Below are 24723 nucleotides of genomic sequence, written 5' to 3' on the forward strand. Positions count from 1 at the left end.
TTCAAAACCTTAATAATTTTGCAACCTATAAACTTCAATATAAAATATCAAAATGAAACTCCTTTTACATAATTAAAAAGAGTAGTCCTCAAAATCTGAGCAACTACTCTATCTATTTAATCAGCCTAATTAGCCTAAAATTTTATTAAAAACTTTTTCTATGCAATCCTCGTCTTCTAAGAACAATACATTCCTTTTCTCATATTCCATTTTGTTGTTTACTCCATACTTAACTTTAACATCAGAAAAACTTGTACCCGACATTATAAATGAGTTTAAAACGATATCCACAGAATTGTCAGTCTTTTGCAGTTGTTTTTCTAATTCTTTGATTGTCTCAAAAAACATTATTTTTTCATTGTTGATATTTTTATCAAGCATCATAATTCCCTTTGGATCAATGAAATTAATATATTGTTTCTTATCGTTTGCAACCCATAATATAAAATCAGGATAAAAGTTCCCTGCTTCAAAAAATCCTATTCCTACCTTAGCCTTGTTGCGGAGTAAGTATAATTTATAGTCAGAAAACAAAGATGGGTTATTATTTACATATTCCCTTAATAAATCAATAAATCTTTTTTCATCTTTATTTAATCCAACAGGCCTAACCTCTATTTTAAATCCATCTTTTATACTGACAAGTGGTACATATAAATGATTATAATAGTCAAATGCGGTAAACTCAAATTTTGATTGTGGGATTAATTCCTGGTCCCCCTTCAGCATTCCTGATAAATTATGTATAAACCTTTCAAAACTATCAAAGTCCTCCTTTGAACGGTCATATAGAGTAATTAGATATTCTTTAACCAGATTGTTCTTAATATTATTCTCATTTATTGTTTCATATTTTAGGTATGGTTGTTCCCAAGCCTTTTTGTGATACTTATAAAATGTATCTATATACTTTTTTAATAAAGACATACAGATGTCTTCAATAACTACAATCTTATCAAAACTGTCTAGTTTTAATTCGTTTTCAGGTATATATAAAACATACCAATCTTTGTTGCAAAGTATCTTAATACATTCATCTTTACTTATAATAATATTATAATACCCTTTTTCACTTTTATACCTTTGTAACTCGGCTAATACTTCACTCATATCAATAAATGATAAAATATTCTCATATAGATAATCATTATGTTTATCGGTAGCAATTTCATTATTATTATTAGATGTTAACGCCTGTACTTTCGAATATACATCATGTTTAATTTTATTTTTGACTATATAATTATAAAAATCTCCGGTTGGTTCAGTTATAAGCAGCCTTTTAGATTTCTTCTTAAAATTTATATTGTGAGGCAAGGTGATTACCTTTAGATTACTCTTCTTTGCCCTTTCAAGCCTCTCTTTATACACAGTAGGCAGTTTATACTCCCTAGATACTTTATCAACAGGTACTTCTTCATATTCGAGGAACTGTTTGAAACTTTTCATGTAATCCGCCCTAACTCCAAATATAGTTAACGTTTCAAGTTTATTAATATATCTAGGTGGCTCCTTCTCTTTCCTAAAGGCTTCACTTCTCTTTAATAAGTTCTTATATCCTTTAAGTCTTACTCCTCGACCAAAAAGTTGTATTGCCAGAGAACCTTCTTCACGAGCAAAATTAAAAAATACCATAGTCGAAACACGGTAACTGTTCCAACCTTCAGTGAATTTCCTTGAACCAACAAGTATATTTATCTTTGATGATTCATCATTTATATTTCTAAATAGACTTTCTGTAATAAATTCATTTGAACTAGTTACCATTCCTACCAATTCGCAATTTTTAATTAATTGATTACTTTCGCCAACATTAATAACGCCAAAATATTCATTTTGATCACCTATTTTTAACCCAATCTCTCCGTTTACCTGTTTTAAATCTTCAATGTATAATCTCCCCGAAGCATCTGAGTTAAATATTAAATTAAGTATATCTTTATAAAGTGCATCTACATCTCCTTTGAATACATCTTGTAAAAATGTAAAGTCATTATAGAATAAATCTCTATTTCCTTGCATTAATCCAGTATCACCATTTAAGACTAATCTAATGTTTTCAATGCTTTTCTTGTAATTACTTGTAAATTCATCAATAAAAACTAATATTTTTTGGACATCAGATAAAACTTCCTCTTCTCCTTTTGTTAAATTACTTCTTTTATTAACGCTATTACCAACACATACCAATAAAGGTTTTTCTAGATTATATGGCTCATATTCTTTCGAGTATACATTAAAAAGTTTCAATTGTTGGTAATAAGTAAGTAAACAGCCTATTAGATAAAGTGTATTTTTATTTTCGTTCTCATCTTCCTCCAGATTATATATTCTATATTCTTTTCCATACATATCGTTGTAGAAATACTTATATGAATAATCGAAAATAATTGATTTTCCATATATATCGACTATACTCTCTTCATCTTTCTTAATTTTTTCTCCTTTTAATGCCTGTTTAAAAGTTGCAGAATACTCAAAAACAAATCCCTCTTCTGATAGCCGATTTCTATAATCAAGCCAAACCTCTCCACCAAGACCTTTATGACCTTCATCTACAAATAAAACATTATTTTTCAAAAAAGAATCTACTGATACAGTTTTAATCTTTCCTTCTTCCTTTAATTTATTAATATCTATAATGATAACAGCATCTTCATTGTACAATAAATCATTATGAAATAACTCATAAGGGATATTCGATAATTCCATTTCTTCCATATGCTGATTAGATAAACCTTCATTTGGAGTAAGCACAATATACCGATTAATTTCAAAATCAGGGTTAATCTTTTTGGCTTTCTTATAATAATGCTGAAATTGCAAAATATTAATGTGCATTATATATGTTTTTCCGCTTCCTGTAGCACACATATACGCAAGCCTGCTAAGATTTTCCTTTGTATACTCTTTAATCGGTTGCTGTGGATTCTTCTCATTATATTCGTTTACAAATTGGTTTAATTCATCCAAAAAATTCTCAGTATCAAAAAAATACTTATCTAAAAAGATTTCAGTAAAAAGTAATGCAATATATTGGTAATATTTAAGTTTGATGCCTCCTCTTTTCTCACCAATTCGTTTGACATGTCTATATAAATTCTGATCATATTCAAGTAATTTATCCTTGGATATATTGCTGTATTTTGCAAATTTAGGAGAAATATAGTAGTAATAGTATGAAATGTTATCTTCATCATATCCTTCTAAATCATCATCTTTAATTCCATTATCAATATTAGAAATACTATCTTCCCCGATAAGTAAGAGGAAATATTTGTTAAGAATTAATCTCTCATTTAAATCTTGATTCTTTACTGATTTCCTAGGCACTATACTTCCCTCCTTTATATATCCTTATAATCAAACATTTTATTTTTGAACACAGTTTCTATTAAGTTGACCTTCCAATTTTCACCATTTTTACGGTAATTTTCAAGATTGTTATCTCCGTTTACAAAATAAACATCATATTTTCTATTTTTATTTTTGTGAAAATGATTGAAAAAAGCATCTAGTGCTGCATTATCTTTAATGGCATCGCCTGTAATATTTCTCCAAATAACAAGAGCAGACTGCCCATTTGGTAATTTACCTTCAACAGTTTTAAAACAATATTCGCCATCCTCTTCACTTTCAAGTAATACAGCCCCATCATATGTATCAGGCTCTTTTTCATTATAAGGTATTGGACGAGTATTAAACCTTAAAATTCTACTTTGCGATACCACATCCAAACCTATTAAATAATTGAAAGTTTCAACAAGGTCTATCGTTTTATTTGTCATTACATTTCTTGTTGTGATTCGCATTTTATAATCAAATGGATTTGCAAAGTTGTCAAGATTTAACACACTATCTTTACTTTCCATATCGAACATATAGTAAACAAGATACTCCTCAAATAGATTTTTATTGCTATCAAATATGCTCTGTTGTTGCTCGTTACGTGTGAAATTAATATTATTAAGAGTATCTTCATAACTCTCCAAACGGATATATTTAACAATCTGGCTTATACCTGTATCTCTATTTGTAGGTGAACCATCTTTCCAGTCTTTTGAATAAATAACCTTTTTTATACGAGGTAAAGTAACTGTATTGAAATAATTGCCCATTTCAACAAGTATATATTTTCGATTACCGTTTTCTTTGTCTTCACGATTCAAATCAATAACAGCATGAGCAGTTGTTCCTGAGCCTGCAAAATAGTCCAATATAATAGAATTATTATTTGATACAGCATAAATGCAATCTTTTACTGTATAAACAGACTTAGGAAACTGGAAAAGGTCCTTAGGAAAATTCATAGATGTTAATACTTTAGTTCCATAATCTCCAGCATTATACAAAGGAGAATACCACATTGTCTTAAATTGCTCTGAATATTTAGGCATAAATATTTGTAAATTTGATTTCCTGGATTCTTCAATTACTAAATATTCAAAAATTTCATTTATACTTTGAAATGCATACCTCCATTTTCTTTCAATTAAATTATCATCAATAGGATAAATGGCTATAATTGGATTTTCTTCTGTTGCAGTAAAAATTTGTTTATCCTTATTGTTATTTACATACATTTCTACATTACCACTCTTTATTACTACATTCGGACTCTGTGGATGATAATCATCATCACACACATCTCCACAACCAATTATCTTACCATTCTGCACATATATCGGATAAAAGCAATTTGCAGCATCTGTTCTAAGAGACTCACTTCCCCAGTTTCTAAAGTTTGAGTATTCCCATTCATTTTCTGGCAACAACTTACTATTTAGTTTTTTCAACTTATTCGAAATAGAAAAGACCGCAAAATCATTAGAATAAGAAAAATGATCCCCTTGTGTACCTTTCTTGTTATGTTCAACCGCTACAGAAACCATGTCATTATTAGGATGAAGTTGTCTTAATAATTCTACTAGTCTCGTATGCTCATATTTATCTATAGCAACAATTGTTGAACCATCTTCAGTATTAAACTTTTTGCTAAGTGTCAATCTATTTTCCATAAGTGAAAGCCAAGTGGAATGTTTGAAGTTATTTTTGTACACAATTTCACTTGAAGGTGAATTATAAGGCGGATCAATATATACACATTGTACTTTCCCTTTATATTTTTCTTCTAATAACTTTAAAGCCTGAAAATTTTCACTATGTATTAATAATCCATTTGTTTTTTCATCCAAATTATCAATGCTTTCAATAAGTCTCTCCTTAAAATCTCTATCAAAATGTTTTGTATCAAGTACTAAGTTTCTATTTTGCTTTAAAAAATCCACAGTTAATGGAGTTGAAAATGAAATTTGTTGAACATCATCAATTGCAATTTGTTCATTGTTATTTTTAATTTCATCTATTTTATAGTATTCAATCCATTCATCTATTTGTTTTTGGTTAGCGACAATCTCAGAATAAAATTTCTCATCAATTAAATCTAGAGTAATACACCAATTAGTTTCCACAACAAATTTCTTTTTCAGCCATAATTTCTTTTGAAAATCTTCAATTTGCGCTAAAAAGTCAATAATGATTTCACCAACATTTTTGATTGCTCGTATTTTACATAAATAACTTTCTACTCGCTCTTCTTTTTCAGTTCCGATATCATCTAACTTCATTACCTCCGATTTAATATAAAAATCTAGTTCACGCTTTAAGAACTTTTTGAGGTCTTTATGAATAAAGTAATCAAACGTATTTTTAGCAACATAAGTTGTAAGATGTTTCTCTAGAAGAGTTCTATTTTTATCCTTTTCAGTTGGTGCTGGAATTAGTAGTGCATTTAAGTATTTACTATCTAATTTTGAAATTTCACTCTTGATTTTTTCATAAGCAGATTTTACAAGAGTATCTTGCTTAGCAGTATGTACTTTGAATTCAAAGTACATATTGATCTCATCATTACCTACTTCAAGGAAATTTTCATCTAACAAAACAAACCTGCGTTTTTCATCTTTGGCTTCCTTATTGTTATCTTGTTCCGTAGAAACTTCCACTAATCTAAAATTTACTGTTATCCCTTGAGAAACAAATGAGTAATTCTTAAAATACTCACTTGTCTTTATATAGTATTGATCATGATTTGCCCAGTATAGTTTAACTTCTTCCCCCTCATAAGGAATAGCATATACCCCTTCCTTATATCTTCTTTTAGATATAAAATCTCCTTCATCATAATATCGGCTAAAGAAGTCATAAAGTTTTGAATATACATCTGTTTCAATTTCTGCCAAACTTTTGCCACTTTCTAAGGATTTTTTTAATTCCATATACTCCTTTTTCTTCTCACTAGTTTCAGGTAATTCTTCAATAGATACTCCTAATTCATTACATGATTCCTCAATTTTTTTCATTTTTTTCCTAATTTCCGAGTTATCTTTTGCATAAGATGATAAGATCTCTTTAACTTTAATTGGTAAATCATTATCAATGAAATTTTCAATTTCATTCTTACGTAGTTTCATTATACGATAAATTCCGAAATCTAAATCTTCTTTATCCATTTCAAACATCTCTTTAAGCAAATCTGTAAATCTTTTTAATTTATCACTCATTCTCATGCCTCCTATATATTAATTTGAACTAATAATCTCCTATTTCATTATTAACTATTTGCAAAAATCATCCGTCATTCTTTGTCTTTTTGGTAATAGACTTATACCTTGCATCAACGGGCTTTTTTGCTCCTTTTGGGATCGCCCATACAATGCCTACTTTTATAGCCCCCTCAATTCTACCTTTGCTACATAATTTTTGTACACGTCTTTTACTAATCCCCCATAAGTTAGCCGCTTCTCGTGCAGACATATATTCCATAGAAATCCCTCACAGATGAAAGTTACTAATTTTATTATATTCCCAAGTGCGAACAAAGTCAATTTTATATGAACACTATTATTAAGTAGAGATTAAATAAATCTACTAAAATTCTCCAGAACACAATCTACCTAAAATGGACTATTATGTTTGTTTTTCATGTTATATTTTTATTATGATTAAATGAATACAATCTTCATATATTGTTATAGTTGAATTCCTGCGATTACTAGGAGATTAGATTTTTTATCTCTTTTATTCAATTTTTTTCTTCTTTTTCCTTATTAAATCTATTTTATTTGGTTTAGTGAGTTTTTTATGATGTAATCTTCTACTTGTTTTAGGAACACATCGAAAATTGAGCAAAAAAAATAACCGTTTTGCGTTTAAAAACAAAATGGTTATTTTTAAAAAAGTCTATTTTAACCGATTTATACTGATTTAGCCCTAAATAACCCTGTTGTAATTTTATATCATTTTCTTTCTATTACTTTTTATTTTATTCTTTTTATTTATTTTATTTATAACATAGTCATCCTCTATAGCGATTTTTTTCGGACAGAATTTAATAGTTAGGAAAATCAACTCCAATATGCTTCAGAAGATTAATAAATGTTAGTAATAGCCCTTAACAGTTTATGTCCATTAATAACCACTAACAATGGTTATTAACTATTATTAACTATTGTTAGCCGTTATTAACCATTATTAACCGTTATGAAACATGTTTATATAAACTTATTAAGGTTTAATAATGGATAACAACCAGTAATAATGGTTAATAATGATTATTATTGGTTAATATCTGTTAATAATTGTGAATGCACAATACTATTACTTATCTGTTTTTTCACCTTCTAATGCTACTTTTATCAATCTAATTAATGATATTGCTGCCAAACCAAAAATAATTAAAGATTTATTTCCTAACATATTATAAAGTTGTATGGAAGCACTTACTATAAGGAAGATTGAAATAATAAACGTTATTATTAAAACCTTGAACTAATATCACCTCCTACAATCACACATGTTCTTGTTGATGTCGCTATTTTTACGATATGAACGCTTGTTTTGTCTTACATGCCTGATATGCCATAATCCTACTATCCTTTTTTAATTCAATACTAAAAGTCTTCTCCAGTGTATAAATTAAACCATAGAATTCTCCAATATTTTAAATGGCTTGGTATAGTTTGTCCATTGGGGAATATTAGTATTTTATCCTTTTCTAAAAACCATTTTTCTATTTTTCTCATCCCTTTTTTTGCTCCATTATATCATGGGCCTAATTGCTATTTCCGCTCCTAAAATAGAAAAAACCGGCCTGTCAATGGCCAGTTTTTAGATACTGTCAAATATTTGGAAGACCTCATCAGGAATTTGGCTTCCTTCTGTAAAATCGCAATGCTTATCTGCTGTAAGTTTCATCTCTTTGATAACTTCTCTAAGTGCCCTTTTAATCCTTTTTAGTTCCCTCTCCTCTTGGGTGACACCTTCATAGGCTAATACGGCTTTGATAATATAGGCAGTTTTCTGTCTTTTTGACCTGATAATATTGTAAGCAATCCGATCATTTTCTCTTTGTAGGTTGAAAGATAGGTTCAATCTTTTAATTTCATCCAAGAATATCACCTGTCCCTACTAACTGCCTGTTTTGCCAGAAGTTCAAAGCCTTTTACATTTGCAAAACTATCTAAAACTTCTACATATCCTATTTTAGGACTATTTTCAATGTGTTTTTGCAAAAGCAATGAACCTCCTCCAACAAATATTGTCGGATTTATTTTCATCTCAAAGCCGTACTCTTTCAATCTATCCAACAGTTCTTCAACGTATATTTGTGTTTTGTCTTCAATTAATGCCTTAATATTTTCATTTTGAAAAAATGAGATGTTTTCTCCTAGAATTGTATCCTCAATCTGCTCCTCATGAATTTCTATCCCTAAAGACAGGATTTCCTGTTTTATGGAGTTTAATAGAGTTACAATCCCAGTAGTTAAACTTATGCAAGATTTAATGTTTAAAAGCCCTTTTTCAACAGTGAAAACATCAATGGTATATCCGCCAATATCTACAACATTAAGTCTTGATACATCCTTATAGTGAGTAAAATGAGGCATTATCGCTGCATAGCCCTGAGGATAAACATATGCATCTTTAATTGACACTTCATATTGCTTCCCTCCATAGGTAAATGATATATTATCTCTTATAAAATACTCTCTAAATTTATCCTTTTGTTTTCCATAATACATAATAGGCAAGCCACATGCTAAAATGATCTCTCCCTTATTAACCCCTTGATACTTCTTCTCTAGTACTTCTGCAATGGCAGGCAATGATAGAATAAAGAAGTTGTCGTTTACAGTCTTATCAACCATTACAGGAAATCTTTCACCTGAGATAGAGTAATACTTGCCTTCAAATACCAATAGTCTTTCTTTTGTAATAGGTATGGTGCTTGAAACAGTAAAGCCCGAATTATACTGATTAACAATGCTTTTTATTGCCTTGTTTCCGTGGTCTATTCCTATAATATAACCCATAGATTTTCCCTCCTATTTTTGATAAATGGTTCCCCACAAGAACTATCAATAATATTTAGTTCCTGTGGGGTTCTTAATAATGAGATGTCACCTCCTCAAGTAATTACAATGTATTTGCATCCTCCTTTCTTCGAAAAATAAAAGGAAAAATGAATTACAGGCTTAGAACACCTGCAACATTTTTCCCTAACTGTCTAGAGTAAATAAAATTTGTCATGCTATATTTCAACAAACGATATTGGATTCCTTGTTTTTGCATTAATTTTTATCTGGTTTCACTTTCCCAAAAAAGTAAAAACCCCTGCGTTGTTTTCCGGTTTATCTGCCAAAGGCATCACTACAAAAACAATCTGCAGGGGTTCAGTATCTATATTAACTTCGAAGGAGAGTGTTGCTCATATTATAGCATGCATGAACGGTAAATGGAGCCCTATATATTTACATATAATGGTTGATATCCTCCATTGTCTGTGCTAGGATGATGTACACTAAAAAATAAAGGAGGTATGTTTTTGGCATTTCCATTAAATTTAGAGGATTTGCAAAATGCTATACTCAATAGCAACCTAACTGAAAAAGATTATGATTCACATGATTTCTTCATCCTAAAAACTTGCATTATCTTATTATCATCTATGCAGGATTTGATAAATCAGATAGAAATGGGTGAAGGCTTCTCTGTTCATTGTGAAAAAGAGTGGTCACAATTTATCAAGCATTATAACAAGACTTATACAAGGGCGAAAAAAATCTTCCATCGATATTTAAAACGATTAAAAATCGATTATTGGGAACAAGAAGAACTGGTTCGCAATATATTATGGGTTACAAAACTTATTAATTCTGGTTTTTATGAAACTGATGAAGAAGACGTATATTTTCATGCCGTTATTCTAAGTGGTAAATTCTTCACTTCAGTTTTTTACTATAATTATCTCATTAATGAGGCCTGTGACAGAAAGATTAATTCACCTGAAAGCCTTTTTAACACTAGAAAAAATCTGTCTTCCATCAAAGACGAAAGGCTATGGATTGAAGAAACCTACAATCAGTTGAAAGACAAGGAAATTGATGAAGTTCCTGAAGAAACAAAAGAAATGTTGTTTGCTCTTTGGGATCGAACCTTCGATTTTGTACAAGAACTAATAAAATGTTTTAGTAAAACTGAAGCCTTGAATAATTAATATAGTCCCCTGATACCTTGGGGACTATATTAATCCCAAATAGTTAAACTATATCCTGATAAATTTTTTTACCTCTCTTTGTGTTAGTGAAATGAACTCTGCTCCAGGGACGGGATAATTACTTAAGACCAGAACTTTACAATGTTCCGTTATAGCCCTAGCCCTTCCTACAGTTTGAACAAGTTCAGACTCTATCATATAAAATTGGATTTCCCGTAATAAATCATTGCTGCTGTAAGTATTGAAGTAAAAGTTGTAGTTTCCCCTTGAAACAGGCTGATACATTACCTTGCTTTCATTTAGCCTTACATCAAGGCCTAAAACACTTGCAAATAGCAGATAACTATAGGGGTTAATATGGGGAGTTCCTATTACAGTGATATTTTGACCTTTTAGATTATCACGCCCCGCACTATTCCAAAATGACATACTTGGTTCACTTATATCATTAAAATAGCCCCTATAAGTGATAACCTTACTATTGGGGTTATATCTATTTATTAAAGCATTTGCAATATCCATCATTTCTTTATTATTTCTATGAATGGATAATTTACTAAAGGCTCTTATAGGAACTTGCCAAATCTCTCCTATGTGTTCCACATCCCCAATATCATAAAATTTCATATTTTGACCGAAAACCATTTTATAAATCTTTTCATTGGCAGTTGCACTAAAAATAATTACCTTTTTATCAGGCAAATCTCTTTTGTTTATAAAAAGTACCTGCTCATTACCATTTCGCCCAGTCACTTTGACAAAATGACTTGAATTTAAAAATCCTAGCACATTTGTCGTTATTAGGTCATTTTTTACAACTAATTTTTCAACTTCTTTTGCACAAAGCATAAAATAGTTTGGTGTCTTTAGTACCATTCCTTCAGGTGTTTCGGTAATTAACTTAAACATAAAATCGGTTAACTTCTTTAAAGGCGAAAATTCCGGATCTAAATACACCAGTTGGCTAAGTATAGCCATGTCTTGTATTGACATAGATGAAATTGGGAACATTCCATTTAGAACAATATCTTCATCTATTATTAGAGTATCATTGAAGTCCTTTTCAAAAAATATTCTTTGGTGAGTAGTTAAGATAGTTTGGTTCTCAGATTTTTTTACTCGCCTCAAGTCCTTAATATATTGTGCTATGACTTCATTTTCCTTTGCTAATTGTCTTAAATACATATTTGCTCCTTTAAAAGAGCCTGTATCATAGAGCCTATCTAACTTATTGCGTTTTTCAGGTTCAATATCAGGAAGTTGTGGTACAACATAATGGTGTACTCCTGCTTTTGTCAATCTCTCGCTTACCTCGTCCTTTAATTTATGTGTAGGCACTGCTATCGTCAATTTATTATCTATACAAGCATTTATGTATTCTTCAGTTTTCCCTAACCCTGCCGGTGCCTTTATAACATAAATCCCCTTTTGTGGAGAGGCAATTATTTTACTAACAATATTAGATAATTCTTTTCTTGCCTCTTCTATACTTTTAGTTTTTCTTTTACCAACTACTTGAATTCTTCCCTTGAATAATTTTCCTTGTTCTATCATATTAATTCCATGTTTACAGTCTTTAATAAATGGACAATAACTTTCGCACCTAGAAGGAGCATATTTACCCTTAAGAATTTGATTCTTCATAACCAACCAACTATAGTTTTTCACTTTATATTCTTCACGGCTGTTTAGAATCTTATCTACTTTCGTTACTCCACCTTTTATTTTCAAAAGGTTGGACATGAGACCAAACATTTCATTGTGGTGTAACCAATACTCGCCATCTATTGCTTCCCGGTATAATTGACAATTTTTATATAGGTTTTCAAAGGGGTAATCCTTTATAAGATATGTCTCAGTATTTTCCTTCTTAATATCAAAACGGGGGGCAAAGTCATTTTCCTTTTCAAAAAAACAATCCTGCGTATTATTGTAACAGAAATAGATTACATACCCCATATGACTAAAAAGTGTACTATTATATATATTATTAATAAAGGACTTACACTTTTTAGTCATTGATACATAAACATTGCTACTATTAACTTCAGGCATATCTTTTTCATCATGAAACGTAAAAAACTTTGGATAACCATTCTCCATGTCAATTCCAATATCTCTGCAAAAATTATACATGTTTCTCGATGCATTAGTACTATTTCTAATTACTGAACATGCAGCAAATATAAGATTCGGTATTGATTCTACATATGAAAAGTTTTCATAAATAACTTCCCTGCCACCGTATATTATTCTCGAAGGATCCCTTGTTTCTGTTTTAGCCTGTGGAAAAACTTCCAACAGTGATCTAATTACTAGGTTGCGAACCCTGATATCCTGAATCACCTCATCCATAACGAAAACCATTTTAAACCCACTATCTGAATTAAAGGGCGTGTATATAAATGAAGGGAATAGATTAACCCTTTCACAAGTATCTAACACATTTTCCAGCGAATCATTTTCAATATCAACAACAAATATTTGTTGACTTATCCAGTTCTTAATACTTCTCTGCCCATTTTTAAAAACAGATGGTGAATAAGTTTTGCCATTTGGTATTATTATGCTTTTAGCAAAATCCTTTACAGAAATTTCTTTGACATGACATCCAATTCGTGCTGCTATTTTTGCAATCTCTTCTTCTGTCGGCTTCTTACTAAACTTTTGAGTATCTAAACATAATTTAATCATCATTTTCATGCCTCCTTTGTTATTAAACAAAGGGGCATGCTGTATTTTAGTGTTTTGGTATGTATTTTAAATGTGCTTTATTAAGATACTTTCTTTATGTTATATTAAGTCTTTTTATTAGTTTTATTGTTGCCCCTGATTTGATTTATTCATATGGTTCAAATCCCTGAGTTTCATATTCATAAGGATTGCTATGTTTACGTCTTCTCATCTTTCTTAGTGGAATAATTTCTCCAGTATATGGGTTATAAACTCCCATTTCTTCTCCTGTATACGGATTTATGTCGATAAAATCATCATCAAAGTAGGACTCTATATATGGAACTTCACACCTGTATTTTTCTGTCACTAAGGTCACCTCCCTTCTTACATTAGGAGGGTTTATTGCAATAATAACTACTATTTTTCCTCCTTTGCTTTTGAATAAAAGTCTTACATTTGTATAATGATAATGCTTTTGTCCCTTTTTTCTCTATAAATAATTAACTTAAGTTTCAATATTACTGATTGTTTTTTCCTCTGAGATTATATTGGAAGTTAGATTTTGAATATACATAATATACTCACAATATATAGAGTCAATAATTTCCATTTGATTTGATATTTTATCATATCTTTTTTTGAGAATAAGAAACTTTTTATCTTTTTTATCACTAATAACTTTTGCACAATTTTCTATATCTTGCATTCTTCTCATTATATAGAGAAGTAAATCATCAACACTTATCTTATCACGCATTCTATTACCTCCTTAAGAAATATTAGTTTCTTTTTTCATAGACAATATTTCCTCTAGAATTCATTAATATTTTTATTTTCATACTAGGTCACACCTCCTTTTAGAAAATAAAAACAGAGCAAAATGCCAGTGCTGCAAAAACACTGAATTAATTTTGCTCTGTTAGAATTCTATGATTATTAATTATTTAATTTTCTGTACCTAATCGATAAATAAATAATATATACTTTATGTATTAGATATATTACCACAATTTCTTTATAAATAGCATTACAGTTTATTTACATATCTTGTAAAGTTATTTATCAACCTATTGATAAAAGTTTTATTATCACATAGTAAATCTGTAGTATATTACGCTTAGATAATAACTTAACATTTTTTATTTGTCAAATGTTCATATCGATATTTTTCAATATATATGTCCAATTATTCTATTACTGATTTAATTGCTTTGTAACATTCAACCGCTTTATAAAATCGTAAACAGTAGTATGGCTTGTCCCCATTAATTTTGCAACCGTTGGCACGCTGTTATACTTTAATAGCCGTATTAATTCCTCTCTCCAATAATCCCCGAAATCCACAATCCTAGAATACCTGTATCTATCTTCTATACTCTTATCTGGACCACGTCGCAAATAAGAAAAACCACATTCTGGACAGGTAAAATATCCTATTGGACTCTTGGTTTTATAATTATTTTTTATTTCTACATTCTCAATTATATGTTTTTTATACTGTTTGCAAACAGGATTTAAACACGGATATGGTCCTTTCCCAAAAGGTAGGTATCCTACATTTTGATTAAATAACACTTCTGGTGATAGACCTAAAAATCTCATAAATAATATATGTTTTAATGGATCTTCGATAGTTGCTTTATTCCATCCCATTTTTAAAAGCCAATTACTGTTATTAGTCTTCCTAATTGTATTGTGAGTCATCTGAAGTATCTCACTGCCCCAAAAGGTTTCAAAATCAGTAATAAGATTTTTCTGGCGTAAACCTCCATTCACTGTAGCATACTCTAATATCTTTAACTGATTTAGATACTGCTCTTTTATTTTTGTTTTAATTTCAGGATTATTCAAAATCCAGTTCATATCCTCTGCAATAATCAGTAATTTTTCATAGGTCTTTGGCTCATACACAACCTCAGTTTCAACAACACAGTTTCTTTCCGTTGCTGCTATATATTTATATTTATTGTCCTCAAATGATACACTGCTATTATAAATAGGTATTTTATGGTGAGGACAAATATAGATGCCTCTTATCTGATGAACCCTATGCCAATATAATTCGCCATATCTCTCCATATCTTCTTTATTGCACTTTGGACAAAATCTTAGAAATTTATTTTCAGCCAGTGGGTTTATTATTCCTGTTATTTTGTTGTATATTTCAACATCCCCATGCAACATATACCGTCTAATTATTCCCCTGTTCTCAAGGCTTAAAAAGACTGTATAATACGGAAATAAGGTATGTTCAAGTATTAGCCTATCTACATCAAAAGGACTGTTTAAAGGCATATTTCGGACTAAATTTGCTAATAATGTTGGGAATTCCAGGCTACAAACTATACGCTTTACATTAAACAGATCCCTGGCAGTTTCACTTCCATTAAAATTTGGACTTTTTTCATGATATCTGGCAAAAACACTATATAGTATTTCATCTGGATACGGTGTAGGAAAAAAAGTCATCATATAACTTCAAATCCTTTAATTAACCCATGATTTTTCAATATATCATAAGCCGTTAGCCCTTCCCCCTTATTCTGCACCATAACTCTAATATCATTTTCTGCACTTGGAGGTATCTTCTTGGTTTTAACTTTTATTTGCTTTTCATTGTTTTCTACTACAGATGGCCTGGAAGTGGTAGGTATTATAAACCTATTCCGATTAGGCAATTCATAACTTATATCAATATTCCCAGTATATATATCAGGATATCTTGCTACTTCCATTACATTACCTGTTCTTAATGCATTTAGCATTGGCTTTACCAACCTTAAACTTTCGTCAGCAACTTGTTTGATTAATTCAGGAGTTATAATCTCAACCCCACTTGAAATTGCCTTTGTTTGAGCAAGGGCATAAAGTTTCACTGTTATATCAATTATTCCTTGGGATTGATCATATAGGGTATCTATTAATTCATCAGTCAGAGCAGTAGGCCTTTTCGTCCATTGATAGCCCCATATTGCGTTTACAAGTAGTTTGAAGTTAATATCATTATCTAACCTTTCAAATACCAAATCTCCTTGTCCTGAACCCCTTCTTGCCTGTCGGAACTTCCCTTGCAATACTCCCATAGCCTCAGGAGTTCCTATTAATAATACTGGTAAGCCAATAGTGTTAACCAGAGTAACAAAAAAATTCAGCATCCTATCGGCTCCTCCAGACTTAGACTTGCTAAGGTTTTGTATCTCATCAATTACTAAAAGCCCTAATGAAATATTTTTAGCAATATTACTCATGGCAACGAGCATATTATCAACTGAAAGTTTACCACTACCAAATCGTGAATAATAGTCTGTCCCTAATATCTCATCAACCTTGCTAAAAAATGATAGGCAAAGTCCTTTAATGCTTCCATCGTAGGAGCATTCAAGTCTTAAATATACTACCTGATATCGTGATAGTGGGATATCTTTATATTTCGAGTGAACGATTACTTGTGGATACATTGATAATATTCTATTCACAACTGTTGTTTTCCCCATACCTGATACTCCAAGTAAAGTAAAGGAGCCTGCAGTGCTACGATAATTGTTTGAAACAAATGACTTCTCCAATACATTTCTTGCTACATAACCCTGTCTTATAACCCTACTAATTCTGCTTTCCAAATCTAAATGAATCATTAGCGGCTGAAAGACATCATAAAGACGTCCCACTAGATGGGCTCTATATTGATTATCTAACTGTCTTTCTTCTTTATTATAGGGAGGAAAATTTGCTAACTTTGATACTACCTCTTCAGAAGATGTGATTTGAGGCAATGCCTCTATAAATGGATTACCTTTATATTCTGAAATAATCTGCTCTTTGTATTGGGCATTATGTATCAAATCCAGCACGGTCTTTTCCCTTCTTCTGTGCCTTTAATAGTAATTCGACCAAATTTTGCTCGGCATTACCATAGGCTTTTTCTTCAACTACTATATTTGGTTCTTCTGATCTTATTTCGATAATATTTTGTTTCCTCTCCTGCTGCTTCTCAAAATTGCGATTATCTCTGATATTCTGAATGCGTCTCTTTTTGCTTATGCCTTCTTCAACTTCATTTTTTGTCTCTTCTTTCGCTTGTTCAATTATTTCTTCTATGTCATTTAATAAGTCTATTTTATTTTGCAATTCTGCTTTTTTTGAGGCTTTTGCCTGCATTTTTTCATATTCCATTAGATAAGTTACTTCTTCAATAGATTTTTCTTTATATCTTGACTGATGTTCTAATAAAAAACACTTATCAAATTTTCTCCCATCTTCATACTTGATATAAATAAAACTCATATCCCTTGGATCATATGATATGTCAACTTTCCAAGATCCATTGTTTCTTGCTTTCTCGAACCATCGTTCTTTTAATGAGGTTTTAGAACCAAATAGCATCCCTTTAAACTTAATCCCGTGCTGTGTCACAGTTGCTTTGTCTCTTGGCAGTAGATTTAATTTCAATAAATCTTCATCAACAGTTCTTAACCTTCCTGTTCTATTAGCAACACCCCATTCCCAGATTAACTTGGGTATTGGTTCTACACCATCTGCAATCATATCTTCGCTTCTGGTATAGTTAGATAAATAGTGATGATTATTATGATACAATACACATTTTATTATAATTTGAGTAAACTGCCTTAAATCAAGGGCTGCTGAAAGTCTGTAATCTTGCTCTCCTCTTTCACGATATTGACTTTTAATTGCACCGGGCATGAAAGGCTTGGTATGTTGGTTTATAGTATTAAAATACCTCTCTATGATACCCTTCATGTCACCTCTGTAAGGGCTAGTATTTAATATTTTTATTCCAAATGCTGATATTAAAGATTCTATGTTTTCCCCTTCCAATTCTCCTCTATCTGCAATAATTGCTTCAGGCAGGGTGCTGCAGTAATTCCACTCATCATTGCCAATCTCTATACCGTACTTCCTGCAAAAGGATACTTTGTCTGACGCAGCATTAATTAATGCAATACTCGCTCCAATCCAACTAGGCCCTTCCAAAGATATATTAATTCCTACGACACAACGTGAAAACACATCCATAACAGTATAAATAACAGGCCTTCCTATAATCCAATTCCGATTATATTGGGATACTAAATAAACATCTCCTACTGTTGCATCTATTTGAAATATTGCTCCTGGTCCAAATGCTTCTTCAGTAGAAGATCCTGTAAGCCCCCTATGTTGTAATTCATATTGCTTTGGACTTTGACGAGTAGATACTTCTTTTTTAATGCTTCTCTCCTTATTAAACCAATATCTGAATTGCCTTAATGTAGGAATGGCATCATTTACCACCCCATTTTCACTAAAGTATTCCTTGATCATAAGTTCATAGGTTAATGTTAAAGTCTTTCTTGAAGAATTGTAATAAAACCTATTAAGTGCTGTATTAAAAATCTTTATCGTTTCGGGTGTAATGACAAAAGTATTATTTTTTTCCTTGTTTCCTTGTTTCCCGCCACAATTATGATAATCAGGAAGTAAAGAGTTTTTGTGCATACCTCTCTGCCAAAACCGTTTTAAATATCTCATTACAGTTGCTTCATGCACATTATAAACGTATTCTCTGACAAGTTTAGCCCTCTTTTCAGCAATGTAAATATCAGGCTCAATTGCAACAATCTCTTTAATGGCATTATAGGCCTTATCTCTTATGGCCTTATGTTTAGGTGGGATAGCCTCTTCATCTTTGATAATCATATATGGTTCATTCTCCAAAACATGTATAGTGCCATCATTTAACCCACTCTGAATAAATGTTTCTGAAACTGTAATAGGCATTGAGTTACCATAAATATCAATTAGATAGATGATATCTTTATAGTAATACAGTATTCGGTAATATATTTTGCCTTGACTTGTTTCGTATAAGATTACACTATTGATTGGAAGCATACCTAGCACCCCAATCAATAATAATTTTAGGACGACTTTCTGTTATATCTATTAATTCATTCATATCAATGTAAATATGTTTAGATGCTAGAAGGTATTTAAAAATGAATAAGCCTGTTCCATCTGATACATTATTTTCTTTATCAAAGTCAGAAGTTATTTTTCTGATTGAATGTTTATTATCTCTAAATTTATCAATTAGAATGTTGCAATAATTCTCTAATGAATTTTCTGTTAAGCCTCTTTCTTCATAGGTATACAAACTTGAGTGTATCCACTCTATGTTTTTTACCATTTTAGTAGGTATTTCTTTTTGGGTAATTATGCCAAAATCAATTTGTTTTGCTGCCCAATATCTTCTTTCTATTTCCAGTCTTTCTAGCACCGACTTTTTCCCTAACTCACTCGATGATTTTACTGTCCTTGCAATATATTTGTGATTTCGTAAAGTTAGTAGAAATGTAGTTGTTAGTATATATGGAGGCTCTTTATTAGTAAAAAACTCTTGTTTAAGGTCTTTATTGTCTTTTACCACCTCTACTAAATCTAAAAGTGGATAATGTTCTCTAATATCTACTATTTCATCATCCCATTCAAACATATAAAAACATCTGGTTTGAATATCTGAAAAGAAATGATGTATTCTGTTTGTCTTCCAGCCTTTTATGCGTGACACCCTACCATTTGACGGGAAGTCTTGTATGGATAACCAAGGCTTATAGGAGGCTAATTGACCTGCACCACGGTTTTCAGACAGGAATCTTTTATACTTTGCCATAGTCCAAGAAGTATCTCTTTTGGCCATATAAACCTTCCTTTCTTTCATACTTCTTGGATGTGATGTTAACGTAGTATACTGGGATTTTCAACAGGGATAATGCTTTATTTTATATAGAAAACCTATTAAACGGCTGAATATTGGCGTTTGGTTACTATGAAATTTTTTTCTGAAATTTACCCTTATTTTTGTGCCATTTTTTATTTATTACTATGTTCAGTTACAAATAAGTTTGCTCACGTAGTGACAAAGTTTGCTCGTCTGGTAAGCGAGTGGTTGCAATGCTTCTCGCCCATAAGTTACTTTGAGAGACAAAGTTTGCTCGCTGGTTTTATTACCTTAAAAAATATAAAAAAAGATATAAAAAATGAGAAAATGACAAGCGAGTTTGCTCGTGAGCAGTGAAGAATGACAAAGTTTGCTCGTGGAAAAATTGGAACAATTATATGAGATGTAAGTGCGATATGCATAGGGGAGGTATTTACTTATATTTTTATATATATTGATTTTACTGGGCTACGGGGGATTATTGGTTGTTGGATTTCGGGAATGTTTGTGGCGGGGGGATCTCTTTTTGCACAAATAAAATGCGCCAGGCTGGTTTCCCAGTCTGACGCTCTGTATCTTTCGTGAACAAACTTTGTAATTTTGAACCGACTCTTTTGTAAGTCGACATCTCTTACCTCTTTGAAAATTGTGGAGCGCGGCGAGCTTTTTTAAGACCGTATTTCTTTCTTTCCGTCATACGAGGATCTCTTGTTAAGTATCCTTCCTTTTTAAGAATAGGCCTAAAATCGCCATCGATTTTTAAAAGAGCGCGGGCTATGCCATGGCGGATTGCGCCTGCCTGACCTGTATAACCTCCGCCTTTTACGCTTGCAATAACGTCAAATTCATCTAATCCATTGATTTTCTCTAATGGTCTCTTTACTTCGACTTTTAGCGTTTCAAATCCGAAGTATTCATCGATTGGTTTCTTATTTACGATTATCTTGCCAGTTCCCGGCATAATCCAAACTTTTGCAACTGATGTTTTTCTTCTACCGGTAGCAAGGACTGCTTGCTTCATTTATAAACCTCCCTTCTCTATATCTCAATATTCAAAGCTTTAGGCTGCTGAGCTTCATGAGGATGTTTGTCGCCACTGTAAATCTTTAATTTCTTTATCATTTTGCGCCCTAATGTATTATGTGGTAGCATACCCCAAACAGCTTTATATAAAACTTGTTCAGGGGCTCTGTTTATAAGTGATTCAAAGCTTTCCGACTTAATGCCCCCGGGATAATTTGTATGATGGTAATATACCTTATTTTCCATTTTTTTGCCGGTTAAAATTACTTTATCCGCATTTACTATAACAACATAGTCTCCTGTATCTACGTGGGGTGTATATATAGGTTTATGCTTGCCTCTTAAAATTGTAGCCACCTGTGCCGCAATTCTGCCAAGGGGTTTGCCTGCTGCGTCTATCACATACCAATCCCGCTTGACTTCTTCCTTTTTTGCCATAAATGTGCTCATCTTTTCCCCTCCCTTTTACCATAAGGTTATTGTATAATAGGCATTTTTTCATGTCAAGACTGCCATTAATATATAACTTTCATCAGACATAGTCCCTGCGCCGGAAGAGTTTTTCCAGCACTTGACCTGTCCTTTGAATTTAAAATGGAAATCATGTCCTCTGCCTTTGTTTTACCTATGCCAATATCGACTAAGGTGCCTGCAATTATTCTTACCATATTGTATAAAAAGCCATTTGCCTCAATTTGTAGTGTGATGAGATTTCCTCTTTTTAAAATTTCAAATCTTTTAATACAGCGCACTGTAGATTTAGCGCTGCTATTTGATGCCATGAACGATTTAAAATCATGCTCTCCTATAAGTATGTCAGCCGCTCTTCTCATTTCTTCTAAGTTTAACGGTAATGGAAAAAAATACACATACCTTCTTAGAAGGGGTGACGGAAATTTGGCATTGTATATCGAATATGAGTAGACTTTGCTTTTTGCCGAAAATCTAGCATGAAAATCTTCAGGCACTATTTGGGCATGTTTAACCGTTATATCTTCCGGCAATTTGCTGTTTATTGCATATGGCAATTTTTCTATGGGTATTTTTGTGTAAGTTTTAAAATTTGCAACTTGCCCTAAGGCATGGACTCCGCTGTCAGTTCTGCCAGAGCCTATAACGCGCACTTTTTCTTTTGTAATAGACTGAATTGCTTTTTCCAACACTTCTTGTATTGACAGTGCATTTTTCTGTCTCTGCCATCCGCTGTAGCATGTTCCTTCATATTCCAACAATATTTTTACGTTCACTTTTCCGCACCTGCTATATGAATCTGGTAGCAACGCTGCCACCGGCAATCAAGGCAAAAACTATAAATGTTGCTATGTCAAGAAATGTCATCTTCAATTCTTTCATGCGGGTCCTGTTTTTTCCGCCTCTATAGCACCGAGCTTCCATAGCCATTGCTAGTTCATCTGCTCTCCTAAAAGCACTTATAAACAGTGGCACAAGCAGTGGAACTAAATTCTTTGCCCGATTTATAAGATTGCCGCTTTCAAAGTCTGCTCCCCTTGCCATTTGCGCTTTCATAATTTTATCGGTTTCTTCTAGTAGCGTAGGTATAAACCTTAAGGCTATGGTCATCATCATAGCTAATTCATGAGCGGGCATTCCAAATCTTTTAAAAGGCGAAAGCAACAGTTCTATACCATCAGTTAGAGCAATTGGTGATGTAGTTAATGTTAAAATAGACGTGCCGATAATCAGTAAGATAAGGCGAATCGCCATAAAAGATGCCTGGGATATACCTTCATATGTTATATCAAGAGGTCCTATTTGGTAGATTACGCGGCCTGGTGTCATAAACATATTTAGCGCAAAAGTAAGTACAATTATAAATATAAGGGGTCTTAAGCCTTTAAGCAGATATCTTACAGGGATACCGGAAAGCACAGTAGCCAAGATTATGAATGCAACCGGAAAAATATATCCGTAAAAATTATTGATAACAAACAGCAGAATCATGTAAGCAAGAGTTATTATTATCTTTGTTCTGGGATCCAGGCGATGGATTATGGAGTTTCCCGGAATGTACTGTCCTATCGTTATCTCACGCAAGGCCCTTCCTCCTAACTTTCTTGATAATTTCTGCTCTTGCCTCATCTACTGTCAAAATATCAGTTGCAACATCTTTGCCATTTTCTTTTAGCTTTATCATCAGCTCTGTTATCTGAGGTATGCCTAGGCCTATTTCTACCAGACCTTTATAGTCTTGAAATATTTCTCTGGGCGGGCCTTGGGAAACTATCCGGCCGCGATACATAACAGCTAGTTTGTCAACAAGCTTTGCCACATCTTCCATGCTGTGAGAGACAAGTATTACTGTTATCTTCTCTTTATCTCGCAGTCTTACAATCTCTTCTAAAATCTCATCTCGCCCTTTAGGATCAAGGCCTGCTGTAGGCTCATCCAATATAAGGGTTTCGGGTTTCATGGCAAGGACTCCGGCTATTGCAACTCGCCTCATTTGTCCTCCGCTAAGTTCGAAGGGAGATTTATCTTTAATTTCCTTGTAGGAAAGGCCAACAAGTTCTAAGGCCTCTTTAACTCTAGTTGAAATTTCATCTTCCCTTAACCCCATATTCTTCGGACCAAATGCCACATCTCGTTCAACAGTTTCTTCAAAAAGCTGATGTTCCGGATATTGAAAAACAAGTCCTATTTTCTGCCGGATAGATTTTAAGCTTACGCCCTTATCATATATATTTACGCCGTCTACTAAAACTTGTCCTGAAGTAGGTTTCAAAAGACCGTTCAAGTGCTGTATAAGGGTGGATTTGCCTGAGCCGGTGTGACCAATAAGGCCCCAGAACTCCCCGTCCTTTACGCTCCAATTTATATCTTGGATCGCCGCAGACTCAAAAGGTGTATTGGGCATGTATATATGCGTTAAATTCTTTACATCAATCGACATAAGCAATCCACCATTTCTTCTACTGATAGGATATCTTTTCTAATAGGAATGCCATCTTTTGACAGCTTATATGCAAGCTCTGTAACTTGAGGTACGTCAAGGCCGATTTTTTTTAGTCTATCTACTTGGCTGAATATCTCATTGGGCTTGCCTTCCATGACAATTTTACCCTTTTCCATGACGAGAATCCTATCAGCTTGTACTGCTTCTTCCATAAAATGAGTGATAAGAACTACGGTTTTGCCCTCTTCTTTGTTGAGCCTTTTAACGGTTGATATTACTTCTTTTCTCCCCACCGGATCCAGCATAGCGGTAGGCTCATCGAGGATTATGCAATCTGGTTTCATTGCAATTATCCCCGCTATAGCCACGCGCTGCTTTTGTCCGCCTGATAAAAGATGGGGAGCTTTGTCAGCATACTCGGTAAGCTCCACGATTTCCAGGGCTTCTTTAACACGTCGGCGTATTTCCTCAGGGGGAATACCAAGATTTTCCGGTCCAAAAGCTACATCCTCTTCCACTATTGTTGCAACGATTTGGTTGTCAGGATTTTGAAACACCATTCCTGCTCTTCGCCTGATTTCCCAAATATCTTCCTGGTTTTTTGTATTAAAACCGGCAACAAAAACATCCCCTTGTGTTGGCACAAAAAGACCGTTAAAAAGTTTAGCTAGTGTGGATTTGCCTGACCCGTTAGGCCCTATAATTGCCACAAATTCGCCTGGATTAATCTTTAAGTTTATGTCTTTTAAAGCTAAATCGCTGCTGACGGCGTATTGATAATAAACATCCACTGCAACTATTTCGGCGGCTATCCTCACCGCCCCCTTTGCA

Annotated in this window: 19 protein-coding genes; 1 reads left to right on the top strand and 18 read right to left on the bottom strand. The window is 32.5% G+C overall.

All coding sequences use genetic code 11. The features are described from left to right. Positions 1 to 129: 129 nt before the first annotated feature. From TSYNT_RS03250 to TSYNT_RS03270, 5 genes are all read right to left on the bottom strand, one after another. The gene (locus tag TSYNT_RS03250; RefSeq protein ID WP_202859718.1) at positions 130 to 3333 is read right to left on the bottom strand and encodes a DEAD/DEAH box helicase family protein; all 3204 of its coding nucleotides are present in this window, start codon (positions 3331 to 3333) and stop codon (positions 130 to 132) included. A 14-nt stretch (positions 3334 to 3347) separates the two neighbouring features. Continuing rightward, entirely contained in the window at positions 3348 to 6563 is a 3216-nt protein-coding gene (locus TSYNT_RS03255; RefSeq protein ID WP_059031723.1) for a DNA methyltransferase, read from the bottom strand. A 67-nt stretch (positions 6564 to 6630) separates the two neighbouring features. Then, the gene (locus TSYNT_RS03260) at positions 6631 to 6825 is read right to left on the bottom strand and encodes a helix-turn-helix domain-containing protein (RefSeq protein WP_059031724.1); all 195 of its coding nucleotides are present in this window, start codon (positions 6823 to 6825) and stop codon (positions 6631 to 6633) included. Positions 6826 to 8169: 1344 nt separating this feature from the next. Then, positions 8170 to 8451 (bottom strand): hypothetical protein, encoded by a 282-nt coding sequence (locus tag TSYNT_RS03265; RefSeq protein ID WP_059031725.1) that lies wholly within the window; start codon positions 8449 to 8451, stop codon positions 8170 to 8172. Positions 8452 to 8456: 5 nt separating this feature from the next. Further along, complete coding sequence (locus TSYNT_RS03270; RefSeq protein WP_059031726.1) at positions 8457 to 9374, bottom strand: ParM/StbA family protein; 918 nt, start codon at positions 9372 to 9374, stop codon at positions 8457 to 8459. Between the two features lie 512 nt (positions 9375 to 9886). Here TSYNT_RS03270 and TSYNT_RS03275 point away from each other — a divergent pair. Then, complete coding sequence (locus tag TSYNT_RS03275; protein ID WP_059031727.1) at positions 9887 to 10558, top strand: hypothetical protein; 672 nt, start codon at positions 9887 to 9889, stop codon at positions 10556 to 10558. A 48-nt stretch (positions 10559 to 10606) separates the two neighbouring features. Here TSYNT_RS03275 and TSYNT_RS03280 read toward each other — a convergent pair whose 3' ends face one another. From TSYNT_RS03280 to TSYNT_RS03340, 13 genes are all read right to left on the bottom strand, one after another. After that, positions 10607 to 13255: a hypothetical protein gene (locus TSYNT_RS03280; RefSeq protein ID WP_059031728.1), complete on the bottom strand. Its 2649-nt coding sequence runs from the start codon at positions 13253 to 13255 to the stop codon at positions 10607 to 10609. Between the two features lie 142 nt (positions 13256 to 13397). Further along, on the bottom strand, positions 13398 to 13601 hold the full coding sequence (locus TSYNT_RS03285; protein WP_059031729.1) for a hypothetical protein: 204 nt from the start codon (positions 13599 to 13601) through the stop codon (positions 13398 to 13400). Between the two features lie 138 nt (positions 13602 to 13739). After that, positions 13740 to 13991 carry a hypothetical protein gene (locus tag TSYNT_RS03290; RefSeq protein WP_059031730.1) on the bottom strand — a complete coding sequence of 84 codons (252 nt, stop codon included), beginning with the start codon at positions 13989 to 13991 and terminating at the stop codon, positions 13740 to 13742. Between the two features lie 437 nt (positions 13992 to 14428). Continuing rightward, entirely contained in the window at positions 14429 to 15706 is a 1278-nt protein-coding gene (locus TSYNT_RS03295; RefSeq protein WP_059031731.1) for a TnsD family Tn7-like transposition protein, read from the bottom strand. Further along, positions 15703 to 17085: an ATP-binding protein gene (locus TSYNT_RS03300; protein ID WP_059031732.1), complete on the bottom strand. Its 1383-nt coding sequence runs from the start codon at positions 17083 to 17085 to the stop codon at positions 15703 to 15705. The genes TSYNT_RS03295 and TSYNT_RS03300 overlap by 4 nt, the downstream gene beginning before the upstream one ends. After that, positions 17066 to 19129: a Mu transposase C-terminal domain-containing protein gene (locus tag TSYNT_RS03305; protein ID WP_059031733.1), complete on the bottom strand. Its 2064-nt coding sequence runs from the start codon at positions 19127 to 19129 to the stop codon at positions 17066 to 17068. Before TSYNT_RS03305 ends, TSYNT_RS03300 begins: the two co-directional genes overlap by 20 nt. Further along, positions 19113 to 19934 (bottom strand): heteromeric transposase endonuclease subunit TnsA, encoded by an 822-nt coding sequence (locus tag TSYNT_RS03310; protein WP_059031734.1) that lies wholly within the window; start codon positions 19932 to 19934, stop codon positions 19113 to 19115. The genes TSYNT_RS03305 and TSYNT_RS03310 overlap by 17 nt, the downstream gene beginning before the upstream one ends. A gap of 652 nt (positions 19935 to 20586) precedes the next feature. Next, a complete protein-coding gene (gene rpsI / locus TSYNT_RS03315) occupies positions 20587 to 20976 on the bottom strand; it encodes a 30S ribosomal protein S9 (RefSeq protein WP_059031735.1) in 390 nt (129 codons plus the stop codon). 17 nt (positions 20977 to 20993) lie between these two features. Continuing rightward, the gene (gene rplM, locus TSYNT_RS03320; protein ID WP_059031736.1) at positions 20994 to 21428 is read right to left on the bottom strand and encodes a 50S ribosomal protein L13; all 435 of its coding nucleotides are present in this window, start codon (positions 21426 to 21428) and stop codon (positions 20994 to 20996) included. Between the two features lie 65 nt (positions 21429 to 21493). Beyond that, entirely contained in the window at positions 21494 to 22225 is a 732-nt protein-coding gene (truA, locus tag TSYNT_RS03325; protein WP_059032315.1) for a tRNA pseudouridine(38-40) synthase TruA, read from the bottom strand. Positions 22226 to 22238: 13 nt separating this feature from the next. Continuing rightward, positions 22239 to 23033 (bottom strand): energy-coupling factor transporter transmembrane component T family protein, encoded by a 795-nt coding sequence (locus TSYNT_RS03330; protein WP_083497632.1) that lies wholly within the window; start codon positions 23031 to 23033, stop codon positions 22239 to 22241. Continuing rightward, positions 23026 to 23889 carry an energy-coupling factor transporter ATPase gene (locus TSYNT_RS03335; RefSeq protein WP_059031738.1) on the bottom strand — a complete coding sequence of 288 codons (864 nt, stop codon included), beginning with the start codon at positions 23887 to 23889 and terminating at the stop codon, positions 23026 to 23028. Before TSYNT_RS03335 ends, TSYNT_RS03330 begins: the two co-directional genes overlap by 8 nt. Continuing rightward, positions 23874 to 24704, bottom strand: a complete 831-nt coding sequence (locus tag TSYNT_RS03340) for an energy-coupling factor transporter ATPase (RefSeq protein WP_174221083.1) — start codon at positions 24702 to 24704, stop codon at positions 23874 to 23876. The genes TSYNT_RS03335 and TSYNT_RS03340 overlap by 16 nt, the downstream gene beginning before the upstream one ends. Between the last annotated feature and the right edge of the window lie 19 nt (positions 24705 to 24723).

It is taken from the genome of Tepidanaerobacter syntrophicus (genome assembly GCF_001485475.2).
In the GTDB taxonomy this organism is placed as follows: Bacteria; Bacillota; Thermosediminibacteria; order Thermosediminibacterales; family Tepidanaerobacteraceae; genus Tepidanaerobacter; species Tepidanaerobacter syntrophicus.